The organism is Streptomyces sp. NPDC006624, from assembly GCF_040611555.1.
Classification (GTDB): domain Bacteria; phylum Actinomycetota; class Actinomycetes; order Streptomycetales; family Streptomycetaceae; genus Streptomyces.
In genome coordinates, this window is the sequence record NZ_JBEXOM010000004.1 from 237,043 (window position 1) to 261,452 (window position 24,410).

Annotated in this window: 18 protein-coding genes; 6 read left to right on the forward strand and 12 right to left on the reverse strand. The window is 71.3% G+C overall.

Annotated elements, in window-relative coordinates:
- The first annotated feature begins 59 nt into the window (after nt 1–59).
- Nucleotides 60–1,349 carry a ribonuclease D gene (locus ABZY20_RS10015; protein ID WP_356439234.1) on the forward strand — a complete coding sequence of 430 codons (1,290 nt, stop codon included), beginning with the start codon at nt 60–62 and terminating at the stop codon, nt 1,347–1,349.
- An 11-nt stretch (nt 1,350–1,360) separates the two neighbouring features.
- Here the strand turns inward: ABZY20_RS10015 and ABZY20_RS10020 are convergent, their stop codons facing one another.
- Genes ABZY20_RS10020 through ABZY20_RS10030 form a run of 3 tightly spaced genes read right to left on the reverse strand, consistent with a single transcriptional unit; the run spans nt 1,361 to nt 4,448 of the window.
- A complete protein-coding gene (locus tag ABZY20_RS10020) occupies nt 1,361–2,191 on the reverse strand; it encodes a carbohydrate ABC transporter permease (RefSeq protein WP_356439237.1) in 831 nt (276 codons plus the stop codon).
- A complete protein-coding gene (locus tag ABZY20_RS10025) occupies nt 2,188–3,135 on the reverse strand; it encodes a sugar ABC transporter permease (RefSeq protein WP_356439240.1) in 948 nt (315 codons plus the stop codon). Before ABZY20_RS10025 ends, ABZY20_RS10020 begins: the two co-directional genes overlap by 4 nt.
- A complete protein-coding gene (locus ABZY20_RS10030) occupies nt 3,135–4,448 on the reverse strand; it encodes an ABC transporter substrate-binding protein (protein ID WP_356439243.1) in 1,314 nt (437 codons plus the stop codon). The genes ABZY20_RS10025 and ABZY20_RS10030 overlap by 1 nt, the downstream gene beginning before the upstream one ends.
- 163 nt (nt 4,449–4,611) lie before the next feature.
- On the opposite strand from ABZY20_RS10030, the gene ABZY20_RS10035 reads away from it, so the two are divergent.
- From ABZY20_RS10035 to ABZY20_RS10050, 4 genes are all read left to right on the forward strand, one after another.
- A complete protein-coding gene (locus ABZY20_RS10035) occupies nt 4,612–7,044 on the forward strand; it encodes a glycoside hydrolase family 2 protein (protein WP_356439246.1) in 2,433 nt (810 codons plus the stop codon).
- Nucleotides 7,041–8,078, forward strand: a complete 1,038-nt coding sequence (locus tag ABZY20_RS10040; RefSeq protein WP_356439249.1) for a LacI family DNA-binding transcriptional regulator — start codon at nt 7,041–7,043, stop codon at nt 8,076–8,078. The genes ABZY20_RS10035 and ABZY20_RS10040 overlap by 4 nt, the downstream gene beginning before the upstream one ends.
- A gap of 120 nt (nt 8,079–8,198) precedes the next feature.
- Nucleotides 8,199–9,416 (forward strand): acetyl-CoA C-acyltransferase, encoded by a 1,218-nt coding sequence (locus tag ABZY20_RS10045; RefSeq protein WP_356439252.1) that lies wholly within the window; start codon nt 8,199–8,201, stop codon nt 9,414–9,416.
- The gene (locus ABZY20_RS10050; RefSeq protein WP_356439255.1) at nt 9,413–11,542 is read left to right on the forward strand and encodes a 3-hydroxyacyl-CoA dehydrogenase NAD-binding domain-containing protein; all 2,130 of its coding nucleotides are present in this window, start codon (nt 9,413–9,415) and stop codon (nt 11,540–11,542) included. The genes ABZY20_RS10045 and ABZY20_RS10050 overlap by 4 nt, the downstream gene beginning before the upstream one ends.
- Nucleotides 11,543–11,650: 108 nt before the next feature.
- Here the strand turns inward: ABZY20_RS10050 and ABZY20_RS10055 are convergent, their stop codons facing one another.
- Together ABZY20_RS10055 and ABZY20_RS10060 are read right to left on the reverse strand one after the other, a co-directional pair.
- Nucleotides 11,651–12,673, reverse strand: coding sequence for an alpha/beta hydrolase-fold protein (locus ABZY20_RS10055; RefSeq protein WP_356439258.1), 1,023 nt, complete (start codon nt 12,671–12,673; stop codon nt 11,651–11,653).
- A gap of 67 nt (nt 12,674–12,740) precedes the next feature.
- A complete protein-coding gene (locus ABZY20_RS10060; protein WP_356439261.1) occupies nt 12,741–13,760 on the reverse strand; it encodes a hypothetical protein in 1,020 nt (339 codons plus the stop codon).
- A gap of 81 nt (nt 13,761–13,841) precedes the next feature.
- Between ABZY20_RS10060 and ABZY20_RS10065 the strand changes: the two genes are divergently transcribed.
- Nucleotides 13,842–14,213, forward strand: a complete 372-nt coding sequence (locus ABZY20_RS10065; protein WP_356439264.1) for an NTP pyrophosphohydrolase — start codon at nt 13,842–13,844, stop codon at nt 14,211–14,213.
- Between the two features lie 29 nt (nt 14,214–14,242).
- Here ABZY20_RS10065 and ABZY20_RS10070 read toward each other — a convergent pair whose 3' ends face one another.
- From ABZY20_RS10070 to ABZY20_RS10100, 7 genes are all read right to left on the reverse strand, one after another.
- Nucleotides 14,243–15,745 carry an amino acid permease gene (locus tag ABZY20_RS10070; protein WP_356439267.1) on the reverse strand — a complete coding sequence of 501 codons (1,503 nt, stop codon included), beginning with the start codon at nt 15,743–15,745 and terminating at the stop codon, nt 14,243–14,245.
- A 153-nt stretch (nt 15,746–15,898) separates the two neighbouring features.
- On the reverse strand, nt 15,899–17,815 hold the full coding sequence (gene dxs, locus ABZY20_RS10075; RefSeq protein ID WP_356439270.1) for a 1-deoxy-D-xylulose-5-phosphate synthase: 1,917 nt from the start codon (nt 17,813–17,815) through the stop codon (nt 15,899–15,901).
- A 191-nt stretch (nt 17,816–18,006) separates the two neighbouring features.
- Complete coding sequence (locus tag ABZY20_RS10080) at nt 18,007–19,308, reverse strand: sugar ABC transporter permease (protein ID WP_356439273.1); 1,302 nt, start codon at nt 19,306–19,308, stop codon at nt 18,007–18,009.
- Nucleotides 19,305–20,096: an ATP-binding cassette domain-containing protein gene (locus tag ABZY20_RS10085; RefSeq protein ID WP_030244550.1), complete on the reverse strand. Its 792-nt coding sequence runs from the start codon at nt 20,094–20,096 to the stop codon at nt 19,305–19,307. The genes ABZY20_RS10080 and ABZY20_RS10085 overlap by 4 nt, the downstream gene beginning before the upstream one ends.
- Before the next feature lie 185 nt (nt 20,097–20,281).
- Nucleotides 20,282–21,382, reverse strand: coding sequence for a sugar ABC transporter substrate-binding protein (locus tag ABZY20_RS10090; protein ID WP_356439671.1), 1,101 nt, complete (start codon nt 21,380–21,382; stop codon nt 20,282–20,284).
- Between the two features lie 133 nt (nt 21,383–21,515).
- Nucleotides 21,516–22,727: an ROK family transcriptional regulator gene (locus ABZY20_RS10095; RefSeq protein WP_356439276.1), complete on the reverse strand. Its 1,212-nt coding sequence runs from the start codon at nt 22,725–22,727 to the stop codon at nt 21,516–21,518.
- 173 nt (nt 22,728–22,900) lie between these two features.
- A complete protein-coding gene (locus ABZY20_RS10100; protein ID WP_356439279.1) occupies nt 22,901–24,334 on the reverse strand; it encodes an erythromycin esterase family protein in 1,434 nt (477 codons plus the stop codon).
- Nucleotides 24,335–24,410 lie beyond the last annotated feature (76 nt).

Below are 24,410 nucleotides of genomic sequence, written 5' to 3' on the forward strand. Positions count from 1 at the left end.
CGCCCGCCGACGGAACGTTCCGTCGGCGGGCGCCGTCCATCCACGGATACCCTTGACAGGTGACCGACGCCCACGACACCGCAGCAGACAGCCCACTGCGAACCACCGGAGGCGCTCCTCCGGACGACGGCGGATCTTCTGTTACGGAGGCGCCGACCCCTCTGCTGGAGCCGCGTGAGGGCATTCCGCCCGTCATCGCGGACGAAGCCGCCCTGGCCCGGGCCATCGCCGCCTTCGAGGCGGGCACCGGCCCGGTCGCCGTCGACGCCGAGCGGGCGTCCGGCTACCGCTACGGCCAGCGCGCCTACCTCGTGCAGCTGCGCCGCCAGGGCGCCGGCACGGCACTGATCGACCCCGTCGCCTGCCCCGACCTCTCCGCCCTGGGCGACGCCCTGTCCGGCACCGAGTGGGTGCTGCACGCGGCCACCCAGGACCTGCCCTGCCTGCGCGAGATAGGCATGGTGCCGACGCGGCTGTTCGACACGGAGCTGGCCGGGCGGCTCGCCGGGTTCCCCCGGGTCGGCCTCGGCGCGATGGTCGAGGGCGTGCTCGGCTTCGTCCTGGAGAAGGGCCACTCCGCCGTCGACTGGTCCACCCGGCCGCTGCCCGAGCCCTGGCTGCGCTACGCGGCGCTGGACGTCGAGCTGCTCGTCGACCTGCGCGACGCGCTGGAGAAGGAGCTGGACCGGCAGGGCAAGCTCGACTGGGCCCGCCAGGAGTTCCACGCGATCGCCTCCGCTCCCCCGCCGGAGCCCCGCAAGGACCCCTGGCGGCGCACGTCCGGCATGCACAAGGTGCGCCGCCGGCGGCAGCTGGCCGTGGTCCGGGAGCTGTGGCAGACCCGGGACCGGATCGCGCAGCGGCGTGACGTCTCGCCCGGCAAGGTGCTCGGGGACGCGGCCATCGTGGAGGCAGCGCTGGCGCTCCCGGCCGACGCCCAGGCGCTCTCCGCGCTGAACGGTTTCGGGCACCGGATGGGCAAGCGGCAGCTGGAGCAGTGGCAGGCGGCGGTGGACCGGGCGAAGGGCTTGAGCGAGGCGCAGCTGCCGCAGCCGGGGCAGCCCGTGACGGGCCCGCCGCCGCCCCGGGCGTGGGCCGACAAGGACCCGGCGGCCGCGGCCCGGCTGTCCGCGGCGCGGGCCGGGGTCTCGGCGCTGGCCGAGCAGCTGGCCATGCCGCAGGAGAACCTGATCACGCCGGACACCGTGCGGCGGGTGTGCTGGGAGCCGCCGGCCGTGGTGGACGCGGACTCCGTCGCGGCGGCGCTGGCCGGCCACGGGGCCCGGCCGTGGCAGGTGGAGCAGGTCACGCCCGTACTGGTGGCCGCCCTGTCCGCCACGGCGCCGTAGCGGGCGTTCCGTCACCTCGTAGCCCCCTGGGTGAAGCCGTTGTAGATGTAGCGCTGGAGGCACAGGAAGACGATCAGGGTCGGGAGGATCACCAGGATCGCCCCGGCCGAGATCGTCTCCCAGTGGGCGCCGAAGGGGCCCTTGAAGCGGAACAGCGACGTCGAGATCACGCCAAGGTCCTCCGAGGGCATGTAGAGGAACGGGATGTAGAAGTCGTTGTAGGTGGTGATGCCCTTGACGATCACCACCGTGGCGATCGCCGGCTTCAGCAGCGGGAAGATGATCTTGCGGTAGACCGTGAAGGCGTTGGCGCCGTCCAGGCGGGCCGCCTCGTCCAGGGAGACGGGGATGGACCGGACGAACTGCAGGAAGATGTAGATCGACACGATGTCGGTGCCCATGTAGAGGGCGATCGGCGCCCACAGGCTGTCGAACATGCCGAAGCCGTTGACGATCTGGAAGGTGGCCACCTGGGTCGTGACGCCGGGGACCAGCGCGGCGATCAGGAACAGCGCCACCACGACTTTGCGGAAGCGGAAGGTGAAGCGGTCGATGGCGTAGGCGGCCATCGAGCCGATCAGGACCGTGCCGCCGATGGCGAAGAGCAGGATCACCGTCGTGTTGGCGAACGCCGAGAGCATCCGGCCGTCCTGGAACGCCGTCACGTAGTTGTGGAGGTTCAGCGGGTCGCCGGGGAGGGCGAGGGCCCCGCTGTCGTCGGCCATCTCGCGCTCGGTCTTCAGCGACGTCAGCAGCACGGCCGTCAGCGGCAGCAGGACCACCACCGTCGCGGCGATCAGGGACAGGTACATCGCGGCGCGGGCGACTGCGCGGCGTGTCATACGAGGTCCACCTTGTCGTCGGGGACGAGGCGCCGCTGGATCCAGGTCACCGCCAGGACGATCAGCAGCAGCACGATCGCGGCCGCCGAGGCGAGTCCCGTCTTGTTGAACTGGAAGGCCAGCTTCACCGTCTGGATCACGAAGGTCTCGGTGCCGGTCGCCCCGCCGGTCATGATGTACGGGATCTCGAAGACCGACAGGGAACCCGAGATCGAGAGGATGACCGTGAGGGACAGCACCGGCTTGATGCCGGGCGCGATGATGTGGCGGAACTGGTGCCAGCGGTTGGCGCCGTCCAGCTCGGCCGCCTCGTACAGCTCCCCCGGGATCGACTGGATCGCGCCGAGGAAGAGCACGAAGTTCAGGCCCAGGTAGCGCCAGACCGAGACGGCGGCCAGGGAGGTGTTCGCCGACGCCGGGGTCCCGAGCCAGGCGCGGTCCGTCTCCACGCCGAGCAGGCCGAGGACGGAGTCGAGGGTGCCGCCGTCCTGGAAGAAGTAGAGGAAGACGAAGCCGATCGCCACCCCGTTGATCAGGTACGGGAAGAACAGCACGCCCTTGAAGAAGTTGCGGAAGCGGACGTTGAAGCTCAGGACCGTGGCGAAGTAGAGGGCGGCGGCGATCTGGACGACGGAGGCGGCCAGGTAGTAGCCGCTGACCCAGAACACCTCGAACAGGTCGGAGCGGGTGAAGAGTTCGGCGTAGTTGCCGGTGCCCGTGTAGTGCAGTTCGGGGCTCACGCCGTCCCAGTCGGTGAAGCTGTACGCGACCATGTTGGCGATCGGCGCGTAGGTGAAGACGATCAGCAGCGTCAGCGGGGCGAGCAGGAAGAGCCACGGGGTGGCCCCGCGCCACCGGCGTGCCGGGCGCGGGGCGGGAGCCGTTCCGGGGGCGGCCGGCCCCGGCGCCGGGGCGGCGGCCGCCTTCGCGGTGGTGTCCGTCATCAGGACCCCAGCGACTTCTGGCTCTCGGTCCACTTCTCGGCGAGACCGTCCAGGAAGTCGTCCAGGCTGCCCCGGGTGGCGCCGCGGGCGAGGTCGACCAGGTCCTGGCGGTAGTCGGGCTTGTTGATGCCGACCTCGGACTGGTTGTCGATGGCCTTCACCTGAGCGCCCTTGGTGTCGTCCAGATCGAGGATCCGCACCCCGGCCTCCTCGTACGGCTTCAGCACCTCGGGCAGCGGGGCGGACTTCAGCGGCGACAGGGCCAGGTTGTCCGCCGCGTACCCGGACTTCTCGGTGAACCAGTCGATCCAGGCGCGGGCGGCGGGCTTGTTCCCGGAGTGGACGTTGACGGCCTGGTTGTAGTCGGGCAGCGCCACCGCGCAGAAGGTGCCGTCCTTCTGGGCGGGGAACGGCATGAACCCGATGTCGGCGGGGTCGGCGCCGGCCTGCTCGGCCGCGGCCCGCATCTGGATGACGGCCCAGGAGCCCAGCCACATGGTGGCGATCTCGCCCTTGGCGATCTTCGGCTTGGACGCCTCCCAGTTGGTGGTCGTGGGGTCCTTCTCGATCAGGTCCCCGCGCACGATGTCGTGCAGCAGCGTGTCGGCGACGCGCAGATCGGCGCCCTCGGCCCAGGGATCGCCCTCGGCGAGCCGGGTGGTGGCCTGTTCGTCGCAGCTGACCGAGCCGTTGACCTGCGTCCACTGGGTGAGCGGCCACATGTCCTTGAAGTTGGTGTAGTAGGGGATCGCGTCGGTCCTGGCTCTGATCGCCTTGAGGTCGTCGAGGAACTCGGCCGGGGTCGTCGGCCAGTCGGTGACGCCGGCCTTCTGCCAGACCTTCTTGTTGTAGACGAAGCCGGGGACCGCGCCCAGCGGGCTCTGGCCGTAGACCTTGCCGTCGACGGTGGTGTAGTCGGTGAAGCGGTACTTCTCGCCGCGCTCGGCGCGACTGCCCAGCGACGCGAAGAACTTGGGGTAGTCCTTCTTCTCGATCACCCCGGGGATCATGAGGACGTCGCCGTAGTTCTCCGTGTTCATGCGGATCTTGACTTCGCCCTCGTAGTCCGTGATGCCGTCGAACTCGACCTTCACGCGGGGGTGGGTCCGGTTGAACTCGGCTGCGTACTTCTTCATGGTCCCGTCCTGCACGAGGTCGGTGCGGTGGGTGAGGACGGTGATGGTCCCGGTGACCTTGGACGGGTCGTCGGGCGCCTCGGCGTCGGCGCCCTTCGCGCTGCCCCCGGTGCCGGTGCAGCCGGAGGCGAGCAGGGCGGCGCCCGCACAGAGGGCGAGGAGGGTACGGCGGTTCATGTGCGTCAGCTCCGTTCGCGGAGAGGGACTCGGGACGGACGAGCACGTGCGGTATGGCTGGTTCGGCACTCTGACAGCGTCAGCTCAACCGGTAAAGTCCCAATCGCGCCAACGATGCGAAACCGACACACGACTCTTCACTGAACCGGTTAAGGGAGTGCGCATGCTGGAGGCCACACCGCTCGGCGACGGATGGACCCTGCGGTACGAGTCGGACACGCTGCCGGCCGCCGTCCCGGGCTGCGTGCACACCGACCTGCTGGCGGCCGGGGCGATCCCGGACCCGTTCCTCGGCCGCGCCGAGAGCGAGGTGGCCTGGGTGGGGCGCCGGGACTGGACGTACGAGCGGGAGCTGGACGGCCGGTCCGCGCAGGAGCAGACCGACCTGGTCTTCGACGGGCTGGACACCGTCGCCGAGATCTCCCTGGACGGGCGGCTGCTGGGGACGGTGCGGAACATGCACCGCTCGTACCGGTTCGACGTGACGGGCCTGGCCGGGCGGCTGTCCGTGCGGTTCGTCTCCGCCTACGCCGAGGCGGAGGCCGTCCGGGGCGGGCTGGGCGAGCGGCCCGGCGCCTACGCCGAGCCGTACCAGTACGTGCGCAAGATGGCCTGCTCGTTCGGCTGGGACTGGGGGCCGACCCTGGTGACGGCCGGGATCTGGCGGCCGGTGCGCCTGGAGCACTGGTCGACGGCCCGGATCGCCCGGGTCCGCCCCCTGGTCGCGGTCGAGGAGGGCACCGGCGTGGTCGAGCTGGCCGTCGACGTCGAGCGGACCCGGGTCGAGGCGCCGCTCACCCTGGAGGCGACGGTCGGCGGGGTGCGGGCCCGCGCCCAGGTCGAGGGCACCGAGGGGGTGGTGCGGCTGCGGGTGCCGGACGTGGCGCTGTGGTGGCCGCGCGGCTACGGCGGACAGCCGCTGTACGAGGTGGAGTTGCGGCTGCTGCACCGGGACGGCGAGCCGCTGGACGCATGGCGGCGGCGGGTCGGCTTCCGGACCGTCGGCCTGGACACCTCACCGGACGCCCACGGCACCGGCTTCACCCTGGCCGTCAACGGCGAACGGCTCTTCGCGCGGGGCGTGAACTGGATCCCCGACGACGTCTTCCCCTCCCGGATCACCCGCGCGCGCTACCGGGAGCGGCTGGAGCAGGCCGCCGGCGCGGGCGTGGACCTGGTCCGGGTCTGGGGCGGCGGGATCTACGAGAGCGAGGACTTCTACGACGCCTGCGACGAGCTGGGCCTGCTGGTGTGGCAGGACTTCCCGTTCGCGTGCGCGGCCTACCCCGAGGAGCAGCCGCTGCGCGGCGAGGTGGAGGCCGAGGCGCGGGAGAACGTCGTACGGCTGATGCCGCATCCCTCGCTGGTGCTGTGGAACGGCAACAACGAGAACCTGTGGGGCTTCCGGGACTGGGACTGGGAGCCTCGGCTGGCCGGGGACTCCTGGGGCGAGGGCTACTACCTGGGCCTGCTGCCGCGGGTGGTGGCCGAGTTGGACCCGACCCGGCCGTACACGGCGGGCAGCCCCTGGTCCGGGTCGTGGCGGCACCACCCGAACGACCCGGCGCACGGCACGCACCACTCGTGGGAGGTGTGGAACCGCGAGGACTACGCCGCCTACCGGCGCAGCGTGCCGCGGTTCGTGGCCGAGTTCGGCTGGCAGGCGCCGCCCGCGTACGCCACGCTGCGCCGGGCGCTGCCGGGCGAGGAGCTCGCCCCGGACTCCCCCGGCATGCTGCACCACCAGAAGGCGGACGACGGCAACGGCAAGCTCCACCGGGGGCTGGCGCGGCACTTCGCCGTGCCGGACGGGGACTTCGGCCGGTGGCACTACCTGATGCAGCTCAACCAGGCGCGGGCGGTCGCGGCCGGGATCGAGCACTGGCGGTCGCACTGGCCGGTGTGCGCGGGCACGGTCGTCTGGCAGCTCAACGACTGCTGGCCGGTGACGTCGTGGGCGGCGATCGACGGCGACGGCCGGGAGAAGCCGCTGTACCACGAGCTGCGGCGGCTGTACGCGGACCGGCTGCTGACGCTGCGCGAGGCGGACGGCGGGCTGGAGCTCGCCGCCGTCAACCATGCGGCGGACGACTGGGCGGGGACGCTGACCCTGCGGCGGATGTCCGTCGAGGGCGAGGTGCTGGGACGGGCGGAGGTGCGGCTGGCCGCCGGGGCACGGACCGTGGCCCGGCTCGGGGTGCCGCGCGAGCTGGCGCCCGCCGGGCCGAAGGAGTTCCTCGTCGCGGATGCGGAGGCGGAGGCGGACGCGGAGGCGGAGGCGGATGGTGACGGCGCCGGCGCCGGTGGTGCGGGCGGGCTGCGGGCCCTGCATTTCCCGGTGCCCGACCGCGAGGTCCTCTACCCCGTGCCCGAGTTCGAGGTCGCCCTCGCGCCGGGCGGTGTCACCGTGACGGCGCGCACCCTGGTGCGGGACCTGCTGCTCCAGGCCGACCGGCTGGACCCGGGCGCCCGGGCGGACCGGGGGCTGGTGACACTGCTGCCGGGCGAAGAGGTGACCATCGGGGTGCGCGGCTGGAAGACTCCGGACGCGGAGACCGCCCGTTCGGCCCTGTACTGCGTGGAGCCCACCCGATGACGGCAACGCCTGTCCCTCGCGTCACCATCAAGGACGTCGCCGCGCGCGCCGGTGTGTCCAAGGGTGCCGTGTCGCTCGCCTTCAACCACAAGCCGGGCCTGTCCGAGGCGACCCGGGACCGGATCTTCCGGGCGGCGCGGGAGCTGGGGTGGGCGCCGAACCTCACGGCGCGCACGCTGGCGGGCTCCCGCGTGGACGTGGTGGGGCTCGCGGTGTGCCGGCCGGCCCGGATGCTGGGTCTGGAGCCCTGGTACATGGAGTTCGTCTCGGGCGTCGAGAGCGTGCTGGCCGAGCACTCCTGCTCCCTGCTGCTGCGGCTGGTGCACACCCTGGAGGAGGAGGTGGGGGTCCAGGAGGCGTGGTGGAGGGGGCGGCAGGTCGGCGGGTCGATCCTGGTCGACTTCCGGGACGGCGACCCCCGGGTGGAACTGGCGGAGCGGCTGGGGCTGCCGGTGGTCGCCGTCGGGCATCCGTCGCTGACCGGGGGCCTCACGTCCGTGTGGACCGACGACGCCACGGCCGTGACGGAGGCGGTGCGCTATCTGGCCGCGCTCGGGCACCGGCGGATCGCGCGGGTGGGCGGGGCGGCGGACCTCGGGCACACCTCGATCCGGACGGCCGCGTTCGACGAGACGGCGGGCGCGCTGGGCCTGGCCGGGGCGTGGCAGGTGGCGACGGACTTCTCGGGGGACGCGGGGGCGCGGGCGACGCGGTCGCTGCTGACGGCGGCGGCGCCGGACCGGCCCACGGCGATCGTGTACGACAACGACATCATGGCCGTGGCCGGGCTGTCCGTGGCGGCGGAGATGGGGCTGCGGGTGCCTCAGGACGTGTCGCTGCTGGCGTGGGACGACTCGCAGCTGTGCCGGCTGACCCACCCGACGCTGTCCGCGATGAGCCATGACGTGCACGGATTCGGCGCGGAGGTGGCCCGGACGCTGTTCTCGGTGATCACCGGCGGTGAGGGCGGGTCGCACCCCGTGCCCACGCCGGTGCTGACGCCCCGGGGTTCGACGGCTCCGCCGATGGTGTGACCTTCGCCGCTCGACGGGTCAGGACTGTGCAGCTACGTTACCCACAAGTAGCATGGGACTGAGCGCGCGCTCAGCGCATCGCAGCAGCAATGCAGATCCTGACCCTGGAGGAGAGCCATCGTGCCTCGTACCGTCAGGGACGTCGTCTTCGTCGACGGCGTCCGCACCCCGTTCGGCAAGGCGGGCCCGAAGGGCATCTACCACGAGACCCGAGCCGACGACCTCGTCGTGAAGGCGATCCGGGAGCTGCTGCGCCGCAACCCCGGCCTCGACCCGAAGAAGATCGACGAGGTCGCCATCGCCGCGACCACGCAGATCGGCGACCAGGGCCTCACCATCGGCCGCACCGCGGGCATCCTCGCCGGGCTCCCGCAGTCCGTGCCGGGCTACAGCATCGACCGCATGTGCGCCGGCGCCCTGACCGCCGTCACCACGGTGGCCGGTTCCGTCGCCTTCGGCGCGTACGACATCGCCATCGCCGGCGGTGTCGAGCACATGGGCCGCCACCCCATGGGCGAGGGCGTGGACCCGAACCCGCGGTTCGTCTCCGAGAAGCTGGTCGACGAGTCGGCCCTCTTCATGGGCATGACGGCGGAGAACCTGCACGACCGCTACCCGCAGATCACCAAGCTGCGCGCCGACGAGTACGCCGTGCGCTCCCAGGAGAAGGCCGCCAAGGCGTACGCCAACGGCAAGATCCAGGCCGACCTGGTGCCGATCTCGGTGCGCCGCACCTCCCCCGAGGCCGGTGAGACGGGCTGGGGCCTGGTCACCGCCGACGAGCCGATGCGCCCGGGCACGACCCTGGAGAACCTCTCCGGCCTGAAGACCCCGTTCCGCGTCCACGGCCGGGTCACCGCGGGCAACGCGGCCGGTCTGAACGACGGCGCCACCGCCTCCCTCATCGCCTCCGAGGAGTTCGCGCGGGAGAACGACCTCCCCGTGAAGATGCGCCTGGTCTCCTACTCCTTCGCGGGTGTGGAGCCCGAGGTCATGGGCTACGGCCCGATCCCGGCCACGGAGAAGGCGCTGGCCCAGGCCGGCCTGTCCATCTCCGACATCGGCCTGTTCGAGATCAACGAGGCCTTCGCCGTCCAGGTCCTCGCCTTCCTCGACCACTACGGCATCGCCGACGACGACGAGCGCGTCAACCAGTACGGCGGCGCCATCGCCTTCGGCCACCCGCTGGCCTCCTCCGGCGTCCGCCTGATGACGCAGCTGGCCCGCCAGTTCGAGGAGCAGCCGCACGTCCGCTACGGCCTGACCACCATGTGCGTCGGCTTCGGCATGGGCGCGACGGTCATCTGGGAGAACCCGCACTTCGAGGGGGACAAGTGAGCACCACCGCCGAGCTTCTCAAGCAGGCTTCCGAGCTGTTCCCGGACGAGGTCGTCACGAGTGCGCACGTACGCCACTTCGACCTCCCCCTCGGTGCCGGGCGCTTCGCCCTGATCACCCTGGACAACGGCCACGACCACACCAAGCCGACCACCTTCGGCCCGGCCTCGCTGGCGAACCTGAACACCGCCATCGACCAGGTCGAGAAGGAGGCGGCGGACGGCGAGATCGTCGGTGTCGGCATCACCGGCAAGCCGTTCATCTTCGCGGTCGGCGCCGACCTCAAGGGCGTGGAGATCCTCAAGGAGCACGAGCACGCCCTCGCCATCGGCAAGGGCGGCCACGAGGTCTTCAAGCGGCTGTCCCAGCTGGCCGTGCCGACCTTCGCGTACTACAACGGCGCCGCGATGGGCGGCGGTGTCGAGGTCGGTCTGCACTGCACCTACCGCACCGTCTCCGCGGCCGTGCCGGCGTTCTCGCTGCCCGAGGTGTTCCTCGGCCTGGTCCCCGGCTGGGGCGGCTGCACGATCCTGCCGAACCTGATCGGCCCCGAGAAGGCCGTCTCGGTGATCATCGAGAACAGCCTCAACCAGAACAAGCAGCTCAAGGGCAAGCAGGTCTACGAGCTCGGGATCGCCGACGCGATCTTCGAGGGCGCGGACTTCCTGGAGCAGTCGCTGATCTGGACCTCCGCCGTCCTCAAGGGCGAGCTGGAGATCGAGCGCCCGGTGATCGACCGCGGCGAGGGCTGGGACCAGGCCGTCGCCAAGGGCCGCTTCATCGCCGACTCCAAGGTGCACGGCGCGGCCCCGGCCGCCTACCGCGCCCTGGACATCATCGCCGCCGCCAAGAACGGCGACCTGCAGCAGGGCTACGACGCCGAGGACCAGGCGCTCGCCGACCTCATCATGGGCGGTGAACTGCGCGCCGGGATCTACGCGTTCAACCTGGTGCAGAAGCGCGGCAAGCGCCCCGCCGGCGCCCCGGACAAGTCGCTGGCCCGCCCCGTCACCAAGGTCGGTGTCGTCGGCGCCGGTCTGATGGCCAGCCAGCTCGCGCTGCTGTTCCTGCGCCGCCTGGAGGTGCCGGTCGTGCTGACCGACATCGACCAGGAGCGCGTCGACAAGGGTGTGGGCTACGTCCACGCCGAGATCGACAAGCTGCTCGGCAAGGGCCGGATCAACCAGGACAAGGCCAACCGCCTCAAGGCGCTGGTGACCGGCGTCCTGGACAAGGCCGAGGGTTTCTCGGACGCCGACTTCATCATCGAGGCTGTCTTCGAGGAGATGGGCGTCAAGCAGAAGGTGTTCGCGGAGGTCGAGGCGGTCGCCCCGGCGCACGCGATCCTCGCCACCAACACCTCCTCGCTGTCGGTGTCGGAGATGGCGTCGAAGCTGCGGCACCCCGAGCGGGTCGTCGGCTTCCACTTCTTCAACCCGGTCGCGGTCCTGCCGCTGCTGGAGATCGTCCGCGGTGAGAAGACCGACGACGCCTCCCTGGCCACCGCGTTCGGCGTCGCCAAGAAGCTGAAGAAGACCGCGGTCCTCACCAAGGACGCCCCGGCGTTCGTCGTGAACCGCATCCTGACCCGCTTCATGGGCGAGATCCAGAACGTCATCGACGAGGGCACCCCCGTCGACGTCGCCGAGCGGGCCGTCGAGCCGCTCGGTCTGCCGATGTCGCCGCTGGTGCTGCTGGAGCTGGTCGGCCCGGCCATCGGCCTGCACGTCTCCGAGACGCTCAACAGGGCGTTCCCGGACCGCTTCACGGTCTCCCCGAACCTCAAGGCGGTCGTCGAGGCGGGCAAGCGCGGCTTCTACGTCTACGACAGCGGCAAGCCCGAGCTCGACCCCGAGGTCGCCGCGCTGCTGAAGCAGGGCGACACCGTCCTGACGGAGGAGCAGGTCCGCGAGCGGGTCCTGGACGCGGTGGCGCAGGAGATCGGCATCATGCTCGACGAGGGCGTCGTCGCCGAGGCGCAGGACATCGACCTCTGCCTCATCACGGGCGCCGGCTGGCCGTTCCACCTGGGCGGCATCACGCCGTACCTGGACCGCGAGGGTGTCTCCGAGCGCGTGAACGGCAAGAGGTTCCTGGCTCCGGGCGTGGCGAGCGTCCCGGCGTAACGCGTGACCCCCGAGGGGGGCGGGCGTACGGTGACCAGCCGTGCACCCGCCCCCCTCGGCCGTGGCCGGTGGCCGGAGCCGCGCTCCACCCGGTGCGGAAGGCGGCGGCTACCGGTGCGGGCGGCCGTGCAGGGCGGTCAGCAGCATCGGCAGGGCGTGCCGCAGCTCGCGGTAGCCGTAGGTGCCGGTGTGGGTCCCCGGGTAGAGGTGCGTCGTCACCGGGGCCCTCAGCGAGGTGAGTCGGTCGCTCAGCAGCCGGGTCTCCTCCGCGCAGACGGCCTCGGTGACGGAGACGACGTCGCCGCCCGCCAGCGCGACCCACTTCTCGGTGCCCGGGATGTGCGGTTCGGGGTCCGCACCGTCGAGAGGTCCGGGGGTTCCGTCGCCGGAGGCGAGGTAGACGGGCGTGCGGCGCAGGCCCTCGGCATGGCGGTAGGGGTCCCAGTCCAGCCACACCTTCCACTGCTTCCAGGGGTCCCCGAAGATCGCGTAGCCGTCCACCCCCACGAACTTCGCGCCGGACAGCCACATCTCGGGGTGCCGGATCGGGTGCACCGGCGCCCCGAACGCGGCGACCGCGCCGAACATGCCGGGGTTGCGGGCGGCGATCCCCAGGGCGCCGAAGCCGCCCTGCGACTCGCCGGCCGCCGCCCGGCGCGTCCCGGCACCGTACTTGCGCTCCAGCAGGGGCACGACCTCGCGCAGGAAGTACGTGCGTACCCGGGGCGGTCCCTGCCTGCCGTGGTTCCACCAGTCGGTCCAGAAGCCGAACAGCGGCATGCCGGGCATCACGACCAGGACGTCGAGCAGTTCGGCGAGTTCCTGCACGCGGAACATCGTCGTCCAGGTGGTGTGGTCGCCGTCGCCGCCCGCGAGCAGGTAGAGGGTGGGCCAGCGGTCACCGGGTCCGCGGCGGTCCCAGCCGCGGGGGGTGAGCAGGGCCACCCGGCTGGGGCCGCCCAGCGCCCGGGAGTCGAGGGTCAGCTCGATGAGCCGTTCGTCCAGGCGTCGTTGTGCGACGACCCGCCCCGAGGCATGGGCGGTGGCCGACCCCAGGAGCGACGCTCCGCCGGCGGTGAGCAGGGCCGCGCCGGTGAGCACCGTGCGGCGTCGTGCGTGCGAGTGTGGCATACCCGCATCTATCGACCGGTGCCCCGCGCGCCTTGAGCCCGTCGCGGGGCGGCACGCGGGTAGCGGTTCAGATCTCCCGCCAGGCCTCCAGGGCGAGCCCCGGCTCGTCCTTGCGGCGGGTCAGGCGCACGGTCCCCGTGGCGGGCGACAGGGACGCCGCGACGACCTCCTCGTGCTCGTCGAGCGCCACCGACACCAGGGCGCCGGAGGGCAGCGGCGGTCCGGACTCCGTCCACCACGCCCCGGCCGTCTCCCGCTCGGTGGGGTAGGCGGCGAAGGCGACCCGGCCGCTCGCCGACCGCTGCGCGAGCACGGTGCAGTCGTGCCCCTCGATGACGCAGCGCACGGCGGAGACGGGGCCCGGTCCGGCGGAGGCGAGGAGGGTCACCGGCTTGTCCCCGGGGCGCCAGGCGCACAGGTCTCCGGACAGGTCCGTGAAGAACAGGGTGGTGTGCCCGGCGGACGTGGCGAGTGCGCGCAGGGTGCCGGGACGGACGGGGGCGTCGACCCCCTCGGCCGGTTCGGGCTTCTTGCCGTCCCCCTCCTGCCGCCAGCGCAGGATCCGGCCGGACGCCGCGGCGTACACCTCGACCAGCCCGGACTCCCCCGTCACCGCGGCGAGTTCTCCCTCGACGCCGTCGCCCCCGAGGTCGTGCCAGGCTCCCCAGCCGCCCTTCACCTTCTGGTTGCGCAGACTGACTCCGCCGCCGCCGTTGCGCACGAAGACGTAGGCGCGTCCCGCGCCGTCGACGGTGACGGCGGGCGGGCCGGTGCGGTCGCCCTTCTTGTCCGGGTGGCCGATCGGGATCCAGTCCAGGGGTGCGAGACGGGGCCGGAAGTGCGTGGAGTGCACGAGCCCCGACTCCCCCGGCACGGTGGGCCGCCACGCGGCCAGGTGGGCGTACCCGTCGCCACCCTGGCCGACCGCCGGTCCCGGGAGCAGCTTCTGGGTGCCGCCGACGGTGCGGGGGGCGTCCTCCCAGGGGCCGCCGGGGCCGCGTTCGGCGCGGCACAGGACGGCGTCGCCGGAGGGCAGGTAGACGGTGAGGCGGCCGTCACGGCCGCGGATGAGCCAGTCGCCGTTCACCAGTTCACTTTATGCGGCCTCTCCGGCGGGACGTGCGGCCCACCCCCTGCCCCGGCGGTGTCCGCGTGCGACCCTGGCCGGATGAACGACACCACTCCGCTCCTCGTCGTCGTCGACGCCGCGAACGTCGTCGGGTCCGTGCCCGACGGCTGGTGGCGGGACCGCAAGGGGGCGGCGGAGCGGCTGCGTGACCGGCTGGCGGCGGACGGCGTGCCCGGGGTGGCCGGGCCGGTGGAGATCGTGCTGGTGGTGGAGGGGGCGGCCCGGGGGGTGGAGTCGGTGCCGGGGGTGACGGTGTCGTCGGCGCCGGGCAGTGGGGACGATCACATCGTGGAGGTCGTCGCGTCGGCCGGTGGGCGCCCGGTGCTGGTCGTGACGGCGGACCGGGAACTGCGGCGCCGGGTCGCGGAGGTGGGCGCGGAGGTGGCCGGGCCGCGTACGGTGCGCCCGTAGCGGTCCGGCTCCCGTGCGCGTGTGCGCGGCTAGGCGCCCCGGCCCCCGGCCTCCGCCCGCTCGCCCTTGGCCAGCCGGCTGTGCGTGCGGCCGTAGAGGAAGTACACGACGAAACCGGCGGCCATCCAGATCCCGAACCGCACCCAGGTCTCCGCCGGCAGGTTGATCATCAGCCAGAGGGACGCGCACACCGAGAGGATCGGGACGAGCGGCACCCACGGCGTGCGGAACGCCCGGTGCAGGTCGGGCCGCGTCCGGCGGAGGATGATCACGCCGATCGCGACGACCACGAAGGCGAACAGCGTGCCGATGTTCACCAGGGCGGCCAACTCCGTCAGCGGCGTGAACCCGGCCAGCACGGCGATGATCACACCGAGCAGGATGGTCGGCCGGTGCGGCGTCTTGAAGCGCGGGTGGACCTGCGAGAAGAACCGCGGCAGCAGTCCGTCGCGGCTCATCGCGAAGAACACCCGGGTCTGCCCGAGCAGCAGGATCATGCAGACCGTCGTCAGGCCGACCGCGGCGCCGAAGCTGATGAAGCCCCCGAACCACGGATGCCCGGTGGCCTTGAAGGCGTCGGCGAGCGGGGCGTCGACGGACAGCTCCTTGTAGTTCTGCATGCCGGTGACGACGATCGAGACGAGCACGTACAGCGTGGTGCAGATCAGCAGCGAGCCGAGGATGCCCCGCGGCATGTCCCGCTGCGGGTTCCTGGTCTCCTCCGCGGCCGTGGCGACCACGTCGAAGCCGATGAAGGCGAAGAACACGACCGACGCGGCGGTGAAGATGCCCATCACGCCGAAGTTGGACGGCGCCCAGCCGAACATCAGCTGGATCAGCGGGGCGTCGAGACTGCTGCCCGCATCCACCGGCTTGGCCTCCGGGATGAACGGGTCGTAGTTGTCGCCCTTGATGAGGAACGCGCCCGCGATGATCACCACGAGCACGACCGTCACCTTGATCGCGACGACGATGGAGGTGATCCGCGCGGACAGCTTCATGCCGAGGACGAGGATGACGGTCAGGACGAGGACGAGCGCGGCGGCGAGGATGTCGAACCCGAACCCGTCGGCGCCCTCACGGCTGCCCAGGGCCGCGGGCATCTGCCAGCCCGCGTTGTCCATGAGCGACTGGATGTAGCCCGACCAGCCGACGGCGACCACCGCCGTGCCGAGCGCGAACTCCAGGACGAGGTCCCAGCCGATGATCCAGGCGGGCAGTTCTCCGAGGGAGGCGTACGAGAACGTGTAGGCGGACCCGGCGACCGGGACCGTGGAGGCGAACTCGGCGTAACAGAGCGCGGCCAGCGCGCAGGCGACACCGGCCGCGATGAACGCCAGGGCCACCGCCGGGCCGGCGTTGTCCTTGGCGACGGTGCCGGTGAGGACGAAGATGCCGGTGCCGATGATCACACCGACGCCGAAGACGGTCAGATCAAGCGCGGACAAGGACTTTCTGAGGGCGTGCTCTGGCTCCTCGGTATCGAGGATGGACTGCTCGACCTTCTTCGTCCGGAAGAGGGTGCTGCTCATGGGTACCTCCCACGCTCGTCGTCCTCGACATGATCGAGAGGTGGCACCCTGCGTATGCCCAGGCGCCGGCGCATTCACGCCAATGGGCCGGTTGCACCACCCTCATGGTGGGGAAACCGGCCCATTGGGCACTCGTTCGGCGGCGCGCCCGCGTCAGTCGCGCGCGCTCTCCACCGGGTCCACGGCGTCGGAAAGGCCGTCCAGCTTGGCGACCAGCCCGGTGACCTGCCGGGCGATGTCCGGCGCGGTGAGGCCGATCTCGGCGAGCACCTCGGCGCGCGAGGCGTGGTCGAGGAAGCGCGGCGGGATGCCGAAGTCGCGCAGCGGCACGTCGACGCCCGCGTCGCGCAGCGCCTGCGCGATCGCCGAGCCGACACCCCCGACGCGGCTGTTGTCCTCGACGGTGACGACCACGCGGTGTCCCTCGGCCAGCGGCGCCATGGCCTCGTCGACGGGCTTGACCCAGCGCGGGTCGACGACGGTCGTGGAGATGCCCTGCTTGTCGAGCAGCCCGGCGATCTCCAGGCACATCGGCGCGAGGGCGCCGACGGAGACCAGCAGCACGTCCGGCCGGTCGGTGCCGGGCTCGCGCAGCACGTCCATGCCGCCGACGCGGCGCACGGCCGGTACGGCGGGGCCGACGGCGCCCTTGGAGAAGCGGACCACGGTCGGGGCGTCGTCGACGGCGACGGCCTCGCGCAGCTGGGCGCGGACCTGGTCGGCGTCGCGCGGCGCGGCCAGCCGCAGCCCCGGCACGACCTGGAGGATCGACATGTCCCACATGCCGTTGTGGGAGGCGCCGTCGGTGCCGGTGATCCCGGCCCGGTCGAGCACGAAGGTGACCCCGCACTTGTGCAGGGCGACGTCCATCAGCACCTGGTCGAAGGCGCGGTTGAGGAAGGTCGCGTACACCGCGAACACCGGGTGCACACCGCCGGTGGCCAGGCCGGCCGCGGAGACCGCGCCGTGCTGCTCGGCGATGCCGACGTCGTAGACCCGCTCCGGGAAGCGCTTGGCGAACTTGTCCAGGCCCACCGGCTGGAGCATGGCGGCCGTGATGGCGACGACGTCCTCGCGCTCCTCGCCGAGCCTGACCATCTCCTCGCCGAAGACGGAGGTCCAGTCGGCGCCGGAGGAGGCGATGGGCAGGCCCGTGTCGGGGTGGATCTTGCCGACGGCGTGGAAGCGGTCGGCCTCGTCCTGGAGGGCGGGCTGATAGCCGCGGCCCTTCTCGGTGAGGCAGTGCACGATGACCGGCCCGCCGAACCGCTTGGCCCGCGCCAGGGCGGACTCCAGGGCCTCCAGGTCGTGCCCGTCGATCGGCCCGACGTACTTCAGGCCGAGGTCCTCGAACATGCCCTGCGGGGCGATGAAGTCCTTCAGGCCCTTCTTGGCGCCGTGCAGGGTGTCGTACAGCGGCCGGCCGACGACCGGGGTGCGCTCCAGGACCTCCTTGGTGCGGGCGAGGAAGCGCTCGTAGCCGTCGGTGGTGCGCAGGGTCGCCAGGTGGTTGGCGAGGCCGCCGATGGTGGGCGCGTAGGAGCGCTCGTTGTCGTTGACGACGATGACGAGCGGGCGGTCCTTGGCGTCGGCGATGTTGTTCAGCGCCTCCCAGGCCATGCCGCCGGTGAGCGCGCCGTCACCGATGACCGCGACGACGTGGTCGTCGCGTTTCAGCAGCTGGTTCGCCTTGGCCAGGCCGTCGGCCCAGCCGAGGACCGTGGAGGCGTGGCTGTTCTCGATGACGTCGTGCTCGGACTCGGCCTGCGAGGGGTAGCCGGACAGGCCGCCCTTCATCTTCAGCCGGGAGAAGTCCTGGCGGCCGGTGAGCAGCTTGTGGACGTAGGACTGGTGGCCGGTGTCCCAGAGCACCTTGTCCTTGGGCGATTCGAAGACCCGGTGCAGGGCGATGGTGAGCTCCACCACGCCGAGGTTGGGGCCGAGGTGACCGCCGGTCTTGGAGACCGCTTCGACGAGGAAGCTCCGGATCTCCTCCGCCAGCTGGTTCAGCTCTTCCAGGCTGAGCCGGTCCAGATCGCGCGGTCCCCTGATACGGGTCAGCAGCGGCACCCGTGCCTCCTTGCAGTAGAGCTGTTCGAGCTGTTGCCGGGCGTGTCGAGTCTAATGTTCCGCTCCAGGGGACCGCGCCGCGGCCGTGGGTCATACGTCACGCAATCGGCTGTACCCATCTTGTGCCCCACCTACGACATGACTGTGCCCGGCACCTTCCGGCGCCGGGCACAGGGGTCCTTCTCCCGCGGTTACGCGCGACCGGCGGTCTTCTGCGTCCTGCGGGTCACCGCGTCGATCACGACCGTGGCCAGCAGCACACCACCGGTGATCATGTACTGCACCGGCGAGGCGATGCCCTCGAGGGCGAGCCCGTACTGGATGGACACGATCACCAGCACACCGAGCAGCGCGTTCCAGGTGCGCCCGCGGCCGCCGAACAGCGACGTGCCGCCGATCACCGCAGCGGCGATCGCGTTCATCAGCAGGTCACCGCCGCCGGCGCCCTGGTTCGCCGCCGCGATCTTCGAGGCGATGAACAGACCGCCCACCGCGGCGAAGGTGCCGGAGATCGCGAACACCGAGATCCGGACCATCTCCACGTTGATGCCGGCGCGCCGGGACGCCTCGACGCTGCCGCCGAGCGCGAACACCTTGCGGCCGTACGAGGTCCGCCGCAGCACGAAGTCCGTCACCAGCAGCACCACGATGAAGATCACCACGGCCAGCGGCAGGCCCTTGTACTGGTTGAAGACGACGGCGACGGCGAAGGCGAGGACCGCCAGCAGCACCGTGCGCACGATGGTCTCGCTCAGCGGCCGCGACGGCACGCCCGCGGCCTCGCGCCGCCGGTTGCCGAGGAAGGAGCTGACGAAGTACCCGGCGGTCACCACGGCGGCCAGACCGTACGCGGCGGCCACGTCGGAGAAGTAGTAGCTCGTCAGCTGCGCCACGACGCCGTCCGCGTCGAGGTTGATGGTGCCGTTGTCGCCGAGGATCTGGAGCATGAAGCCGTTCCAGAACAGCAGGCCGGCCAGCGTGACGGCGAACGCCGGGACGCCGATCTTCGCGAAGAAGAAGCCGTGCAGCGCGCCGGCGACCGTGCCGGTGAGGATGGCCAGCACGAAGGCGAGCCATTCGTTCATGCCGTTGCTGACGTTCAGCACCGCGAAGCTCGCGCCCGCCACACCGCTGACCGAACCGACCGACAGGTCGATCTCGCCCAGCAGCAGCACGAACACGATGCCGACGGCGATCATGCCCGTGCCGACCATGGCGACGGACATGTCGGACAGGTTGCCCGCGGTGAGGAAGTTGGAGTTCAGGCTGGTGAAGATGGCCCAGATGATGATCAGGCCGATGACGACCGGGATGGAGCCCAGGTCGCCGGACTTCATCTTGCGCCGGAACTCGGTGACGTAGCCCGCGAGGCCCTGCTCGCGCACCAGCAGCCGGGGGTCGACGACCGTGACGGCGGCCTTGGCCGCCTCGGGGTTCTCCACCACGTGCTCGTCGGGGGCTCCCGTGGCCGCGGAGGTCTTGTCGATGCTCACTTGGAACCCTCCCCGTTCGTGCGCGCCGCACGGCGGGTCACGGCGTTGTCGGTGGCGCCGGTGATGGCGGAGATGATCTCTTCCTGCGAGGTCGACTTGACCTCGAAGACGCCGTTGTTGCGGCCGAGGCGCAGCACGGCGACCTTGTCCGCGACGGCCTTGACGTCGGCCATGTTGTGGCTGATGAGGATCACCGCGTGGCCGCGCTCGCGCAGCCGCTCCACGAGGTCGAGGACCTGCGCGGTCTGCTCGACGCCGAGGGCGGCGGTGGGCTCGTCGAGGATGACGAGCTTGGGCTCGCCGAGCATGGACCGGGCGATGGCCACCGTCTGGCGCTGACCGCCGGAGAGGGAGGCGATCGGGATGCGCACGCTGGGGATGCGGATCGACAGCGTGTCGAGCAGCTCCCGGGAGCGGCGCTCCATCTCGACCTCGTCCAGGACGCCGCGCTTGCGGATCTCCCGGCCGAGGTAGAGGTTGCCGACCACGTCGATGTTGTCGCACAGCGCGAGGTCCTGGTAGACGGTCGCGATGCCCAGGTTCTGGGCGTCGTGCGGCTTGTTGATCTGGACGGACCTGCCGTCCCATTCGATGACGCCCTCATCGATGGGGTGCACGCCGGCGATCGTCTTGACCAGCGTGGACTTTCCGGCGCCGTTGTCGCCGACCAGGGCGACCACCTCACCGGCGTGGACCTCAAGCTCTACGTCGGTGAGCGCCTGTACGGCACCGAACCGCTTGGAGACCCCGCGCAACGCCAGCACGGGCGTAGCGGACACGTGAACCATCTCCTTCGCCGCCTGACCCGGCGGGAGGTTGTGCAGAAGTGTGGGAGGAGTGATCCGTCCGGCGCCCCGCGGAGCTTGCGGGGCTGGTGTGGCGGGGCGCCGGAGGAACTCGGGGCACCGCGTCCCGTGCGGGTCGAGGGAGCCCGGTGCGGGCTCCCTCGGCCCCGGAGGGACCCGGTGGCTGCTTACTTGAGACCGATCTTGTCGCAGGCGGCCTTGTACTTGCCCGCGCAGATCTCGTTCACGGTGTAGATGCCGTCCTTGATGACGGTGTCGTTGATGTTGTCCTGGGTCAGCGAGACGACCGGGACCAGGATCGAGGGGATGCCCTTGGTGGTCGGGCTGTCGACCTTGTCCTTGGCGAGCGAGTCGAGCGACTTGCCCTGCGCGAGGGCGACGGCCATCTCGGCAGCGACGTCGGCCTCCTGCGGGTACGGCTTGTAGACGCTCATGTACTGCTCACCGGTGACGATGCGCTGCACACCCGCGAGTTCGGCGTCCTGGCCGGTGACCGGGATGTCGGCGATGCCGGCGGCCTTCAGGGCGGTGATGATGCCGCCCGCCATGCCGTCGTTGGCGGAGTAGACGCCGACGATCTTGTCCTTGCCGAGGGCGGAGATGGCGCCCTCCATGTTGGCGTTGGCGTTCTCCGGCTTCCACTCCTTGGTGTCGTACTCGCGGCCGATCTTCACCTTGCCGTCGAGGACGGAGTGCGCGCCCTTCTTGAACTGGGCGGCGTTCGGGTCGGTGGAGGAACCGTTCATCATGACGATCTGGCCGTCCTTGGCCTTGTCGCCCAGGGCCTTCAGCAGGGCCTCGCCCTGCGTCTTGCCGACGGTCTCGTTGTCGAACGAGGTGTAGGCGTCGATCGGGCCCTCGGCCAGGCGGTCGTAGGCGACGACGGGGATGCCCGCGTCCTTGGCCTTCTTCACCGAGCCGGCGATGGCCTTGGAGTCCACCGCGTCCACGATCAGCACGTCGACCTTGTTGGTCACCATCGTGTCGACCTGCTGGTTCTGCGTGCTGGCGTCCTGCTTGGCGTTGGCGTAGACGACCTCGCCCTTGCCGTTCGTGAGCTCCTTGACCTTCTTCTCGATGAGCGGACGGTCGAACTTCTCGTAACGGGCGGTCGCGTTCTCCGGAAGGAGCAGGCCGACCTTGATGTCGTCGCCCTTCTTGGCGGACCCGGAGGAGTCGGCCTTGTCGCCGGACTCCTTGGCGCTGCCACAGGCAGCAAGCGAAACAGCCATCGCACCTGCGGCAACAGCAACGGCGGCACGACGCATACGCGTGTTCACTTCACAAACCTCCCTGACGAGGCCGCGACATTGCGGCCGAGGTGGCTGGAAGTCAACTCGGCCACACGTGCGACGTCAAGAAGTAAATCCTTAACGAGATGGCAACGGTGCCATCCGTTCTCTAAGTGAAGGCAGGCGCCGCCGCCTGCAGCGCCCCGGCCGCAGTTCCGTCCAAGAGTGTCGAATCGCCCATCTCGCTGAGGGCGAGAGCGAGCGCTCCGAGGACCTCGGCGCGACCGCCGAGGGCACCGGGGAGAACGGACAACTGGCGTGCCGCGCTGGGGATGGCGTAGCGGCCGACGGACTCCCGGATGGGCCCGAGCACCAGCTCACCGGCCTCGGCGAGATCACCGCCGAGGACCACACGGCTCGGGTTCAGCAGATTGCAGAGGTTGGCCACCCCACTGCCGATATGGCGGCCGACGTCGGCGATCACGCGACGGCAGCCCGGGTCTCCGTCCCGTGCGAGCCTGACGACGCCTTCCATGGTCAGATCGGTGCCGTGACTGGACTGGAGGAGCGGGAGCACGTAGCGCGCGGCCGCGAAGGTCTCCAGGCAGCCGCGGTTTCCGCAACGGCACACGGGGCCGGATTCGTCGAGTGTAATATGCCCGATTTCTCCGGCGGTGCCGCCGGGGCCCCGGTAGATCTTGCCGTTGATCACCAGACCGGCGCCGACACCGCTGGCGACCTTGATGTACGCCAGGTCGCGGACGCCCCGGCCGCTGCCCCAGACCATCTCGCCGAGGGCGCCGAGGTTGGCGTCGTTGTCCACGTGCACCGGGACGCCCAGGCGGCCGCGGAGCTCCTCGGCGGGCTTGGTGCCGGTCCAGCCCGGGAGGATGGCGGTGGAGCCGAGCGTGCCGGACTCCACGTCGATGGGGCCGGGCACGCCGAGACCGACCCCGGCGATCTTGGAGCGGTCCACGCCGGTGGCCTCGACCAGGCGTGTGACCAGCTGTTCCGCGCGGTCGAAGCCCTGGGTGGAGGAGGCGTCGACGTCCAGCGGCTCGGACTCCTCGGCGAGGACCTGGTGCGCGAGGTTGCCGATGGCGACCCGCAGGTGGGTGTGGCCGAAGTCGACGCCGATGACGATGCCGGCGTCCCCACTGAGGGAGACGCTGCGGGCCCTGCGGCCGCCGGCGGAGGTGGGGGTGACCTCCACGGTGCCGCTGTCCTTCAACTCCCGGACGATGTTGGAGACCGTCGCCGCCGACAGACCCGTCGTCCTCGCGATCTCCGCCTGGGTGAGGGAACCCGCCAGGCGGACGGCTCGTACGACCCGCTCCAGGTTGGCTCGGTGCAGCGATGACTGAGACCCCGGAGTCTCCACGACGACCTCCTGCGCGCGGGGCCGCTTCGATGAGACCCCGTCTATGTCCAACTAGTGAACTCTAAGCTGAGCCGTTCGGGTTGCCTCCCGTCAAGAGGTTGAACTGATTCCGGGGTGTGCGCATACCGTCGCGTACGGCTACGGACGGAGCGGGGGGCCGGCCGGCCCGGCCGTCATTCCGGCAGCAGCCGGGCCGCGTCCACCCGGTGCAGGTGCACCAGCAGATCGGAACTGGGCCGCAGCGCCGTCGGGGCCAGCGGGACGGGCCACACGGTGCCGATCTCCCTGGTGGGACGCGGCACGTCCAGCCACCGGCGGGCGGGCTCGGGGACGGTGCGCAGGTCCAGCAGGTAGTCCCGGAAGGGGACCCGGTCGAGGGTGTGCTCGTTGGTGCCGGGGGCCGGCGGCCCGACCGTGAAGGTCCGCAGGGTGTTCTCCGGACCGTAGGCGACGAAGGAGCCCCGGCCGAAGCTGGTGCGCAGACTCACATAGCCGCCGCCGAAGCGGTCCCGGAGGAAGGCGCCCTGCGGCCGGGGGTACTCGGGGCTGTTGCTGACCAGCGCCACGTGGCCGTCGTGTGCGGCGAGGAGGATCCGGTCGCCGGTGAACCGGTGCCACCAGGTGAGGTTGGCGGCCATCTGCTCGTCCCGGTACAGGTCCTGCTGGACGAGCTGTTCCTCGTCGTCCGTGTCGAACGAGTAGAAGCGGGTGTTCTGCGCGATGACCCGGGCGTGCTGGACGGTGAGCCGGAACTCCCGGCGGTCCGGGCCGGGCGGCAGCGAACGCAGCAGCGCGTGGGCCTGCCGGGCGCGGCGGGCCAGGTCGAGCCGCTGCTGCTGGGGACGGCTCTTGAACTCGCGGGTGGCCTCCAGCACGCTCCCGGCGGGGTGGTCCCGGTACAGCTCGGAGAAGCGGCGGTACCGGTCGGGATGGTGGCGTGCCACGTAGTCCAGCACCCGGTCGTACAGCTCGGGTTCGACGGGGACGATGTCGTCGCCCACGAACCGGACCTTCCGGTCGTGCCGGGTGTTGTACTCCCGCATCCACCGGAAGAGGTCCAGGTACTCCTGGTTGTTCCACAGGCGGTCCTCGCTCTGGAGGACCTCGCGCATGATCTGCCGGATGTCGCCCTCGCCGGTGAGCACCCACTGGTCGATGCGCAGCCCGGCGTTCCAGCCGGCCTCCCGCGCGAAGGAGGTGAAGCCCTTCTCCCGGGCCAGGTGGCGGAAGACGCGGTGCTGGAAGGTGAAGAAGTCGTGCGAGCCGTGGGTCGCCTCGCCCACGCCGACGATCACGGCGTCACCGACGGCCCGGCCGAGCGGGCGCAGGTCGCGGAGGTCCCCGTACGGCTCGGTCCCGGCGAGCGGGCGGGCGGCCTCGGTGAGCGCGGCGACGACCGGGTCCGTGCTCCCCTCCCGCCCGTGCGCCCGGGGAGCGTCGAGCTGCACCAGCAGCGAGAGCAGCAGGGTCAGCAGCAGCGCGGGGACGACGGGGACGGGCAGCGGCAGGGCGCGGGCGCGGCTCGGAGCCGGGACGGCGCGGTCACGGCTCGCCGTGCGGGCGGGGGCGGCGCGGTCGCGGCTCGCCGTGCGGGCGGGGGCGGGCATGGGCATACGCTCCTCGGGATTCGGGTGGCCCCCCGAGCACAGGATGGGTCAGCGGCCGACGGGCCGCCCGCCCGCG

What these genes read in the sequence shown, in the direction of transcription:
- ABZY20_RS10030 (WP_356439243.1), bottom strand. Translation starts at nt 4,448, where the DNA reads ATGAACCGCCGTACCCTCCTCGCCCTCTGTGCGGGCGCCGCCCTGCTC.
- ABZY20_RS10020 (WP_356439237.1), bottom strand. Translation starts at nt 2,191, where the DNA reads ATGACACGCCGCGCAGTCGCCCGCGCCGCGATGTACCTGTCCCTGATC.
- ABZY20_RS10070 (WP_356439267.1), bottom strand. Translation starts at nt 15,745, where the DNA reads ATGAGCAGCACCCTCTTCCGGACGAAGAAGGTCGAGCAGTCCATCCTC.
- ABZY20_RS10090 (WP_356439671.1), bottom strand. Translation starts at nt 21,382, where the DNA reads ATGCGTCGTGCCGCCGTTGCTGTTGCCGCAGGTGCGATGGCTGTTTCG.
- ABZY20_RS10100 (WP_356439279.1), bottom strand. Translation starts at nt 24,334, where the DNA reads ATGCCCGCCCCCGCCCGCACGGCGAGCCGCGACCGCGCCGCCCCCGCC.
- ABZY20_RS10040 (WP_356439249.1), top strand. Translation starts at nt 7,041, where the DNA reads ATGACGGCAACGCCTGTCCCTCGCGTCACCATCAAGGACGTCGCCGCG.
- ABZY20_RS10065 (WP_356439264.1), top strand. Translation starts at nt 13,842, where the DNA reads ATGAACGACACCACTCCGCTCCTCGTCGTCGTCGACGCCGCGAACGTC.
- ABZY20_RS10025 (WP_356439240.1), bottom strand. Translation starts at nt 3,135, where the DNA reads ATGACGGACACCACCGCGAAGGCGGCCGCCGCCCCGGCGCCGGGGCCG.
- ABZY20_RS10085 (WP_030244550.1), bottom strand. Translation starts at nt 20,096, where the DNA reads ATGGTTCACGTGTCCGCTACGCCCGTGCTGGCGTTGCGCGGGGTCTCC.
- ABZY20_RS10055 (WP_356439258.1), bottom strand. Translation starts at nt 12,673, where the DNA reads ATGCCACACTCGCACGCACGACGCCGCACGGTGCTCACCGGCGCGGCC.
- ABZY20_RS10035 (WP_356439246.1), top strand. Translation starts at nt 4,612, where the DNA reads ATGCTGGAGGCCACACCGCTCGGCGACGGATGGACCCTGCGGTACGAG.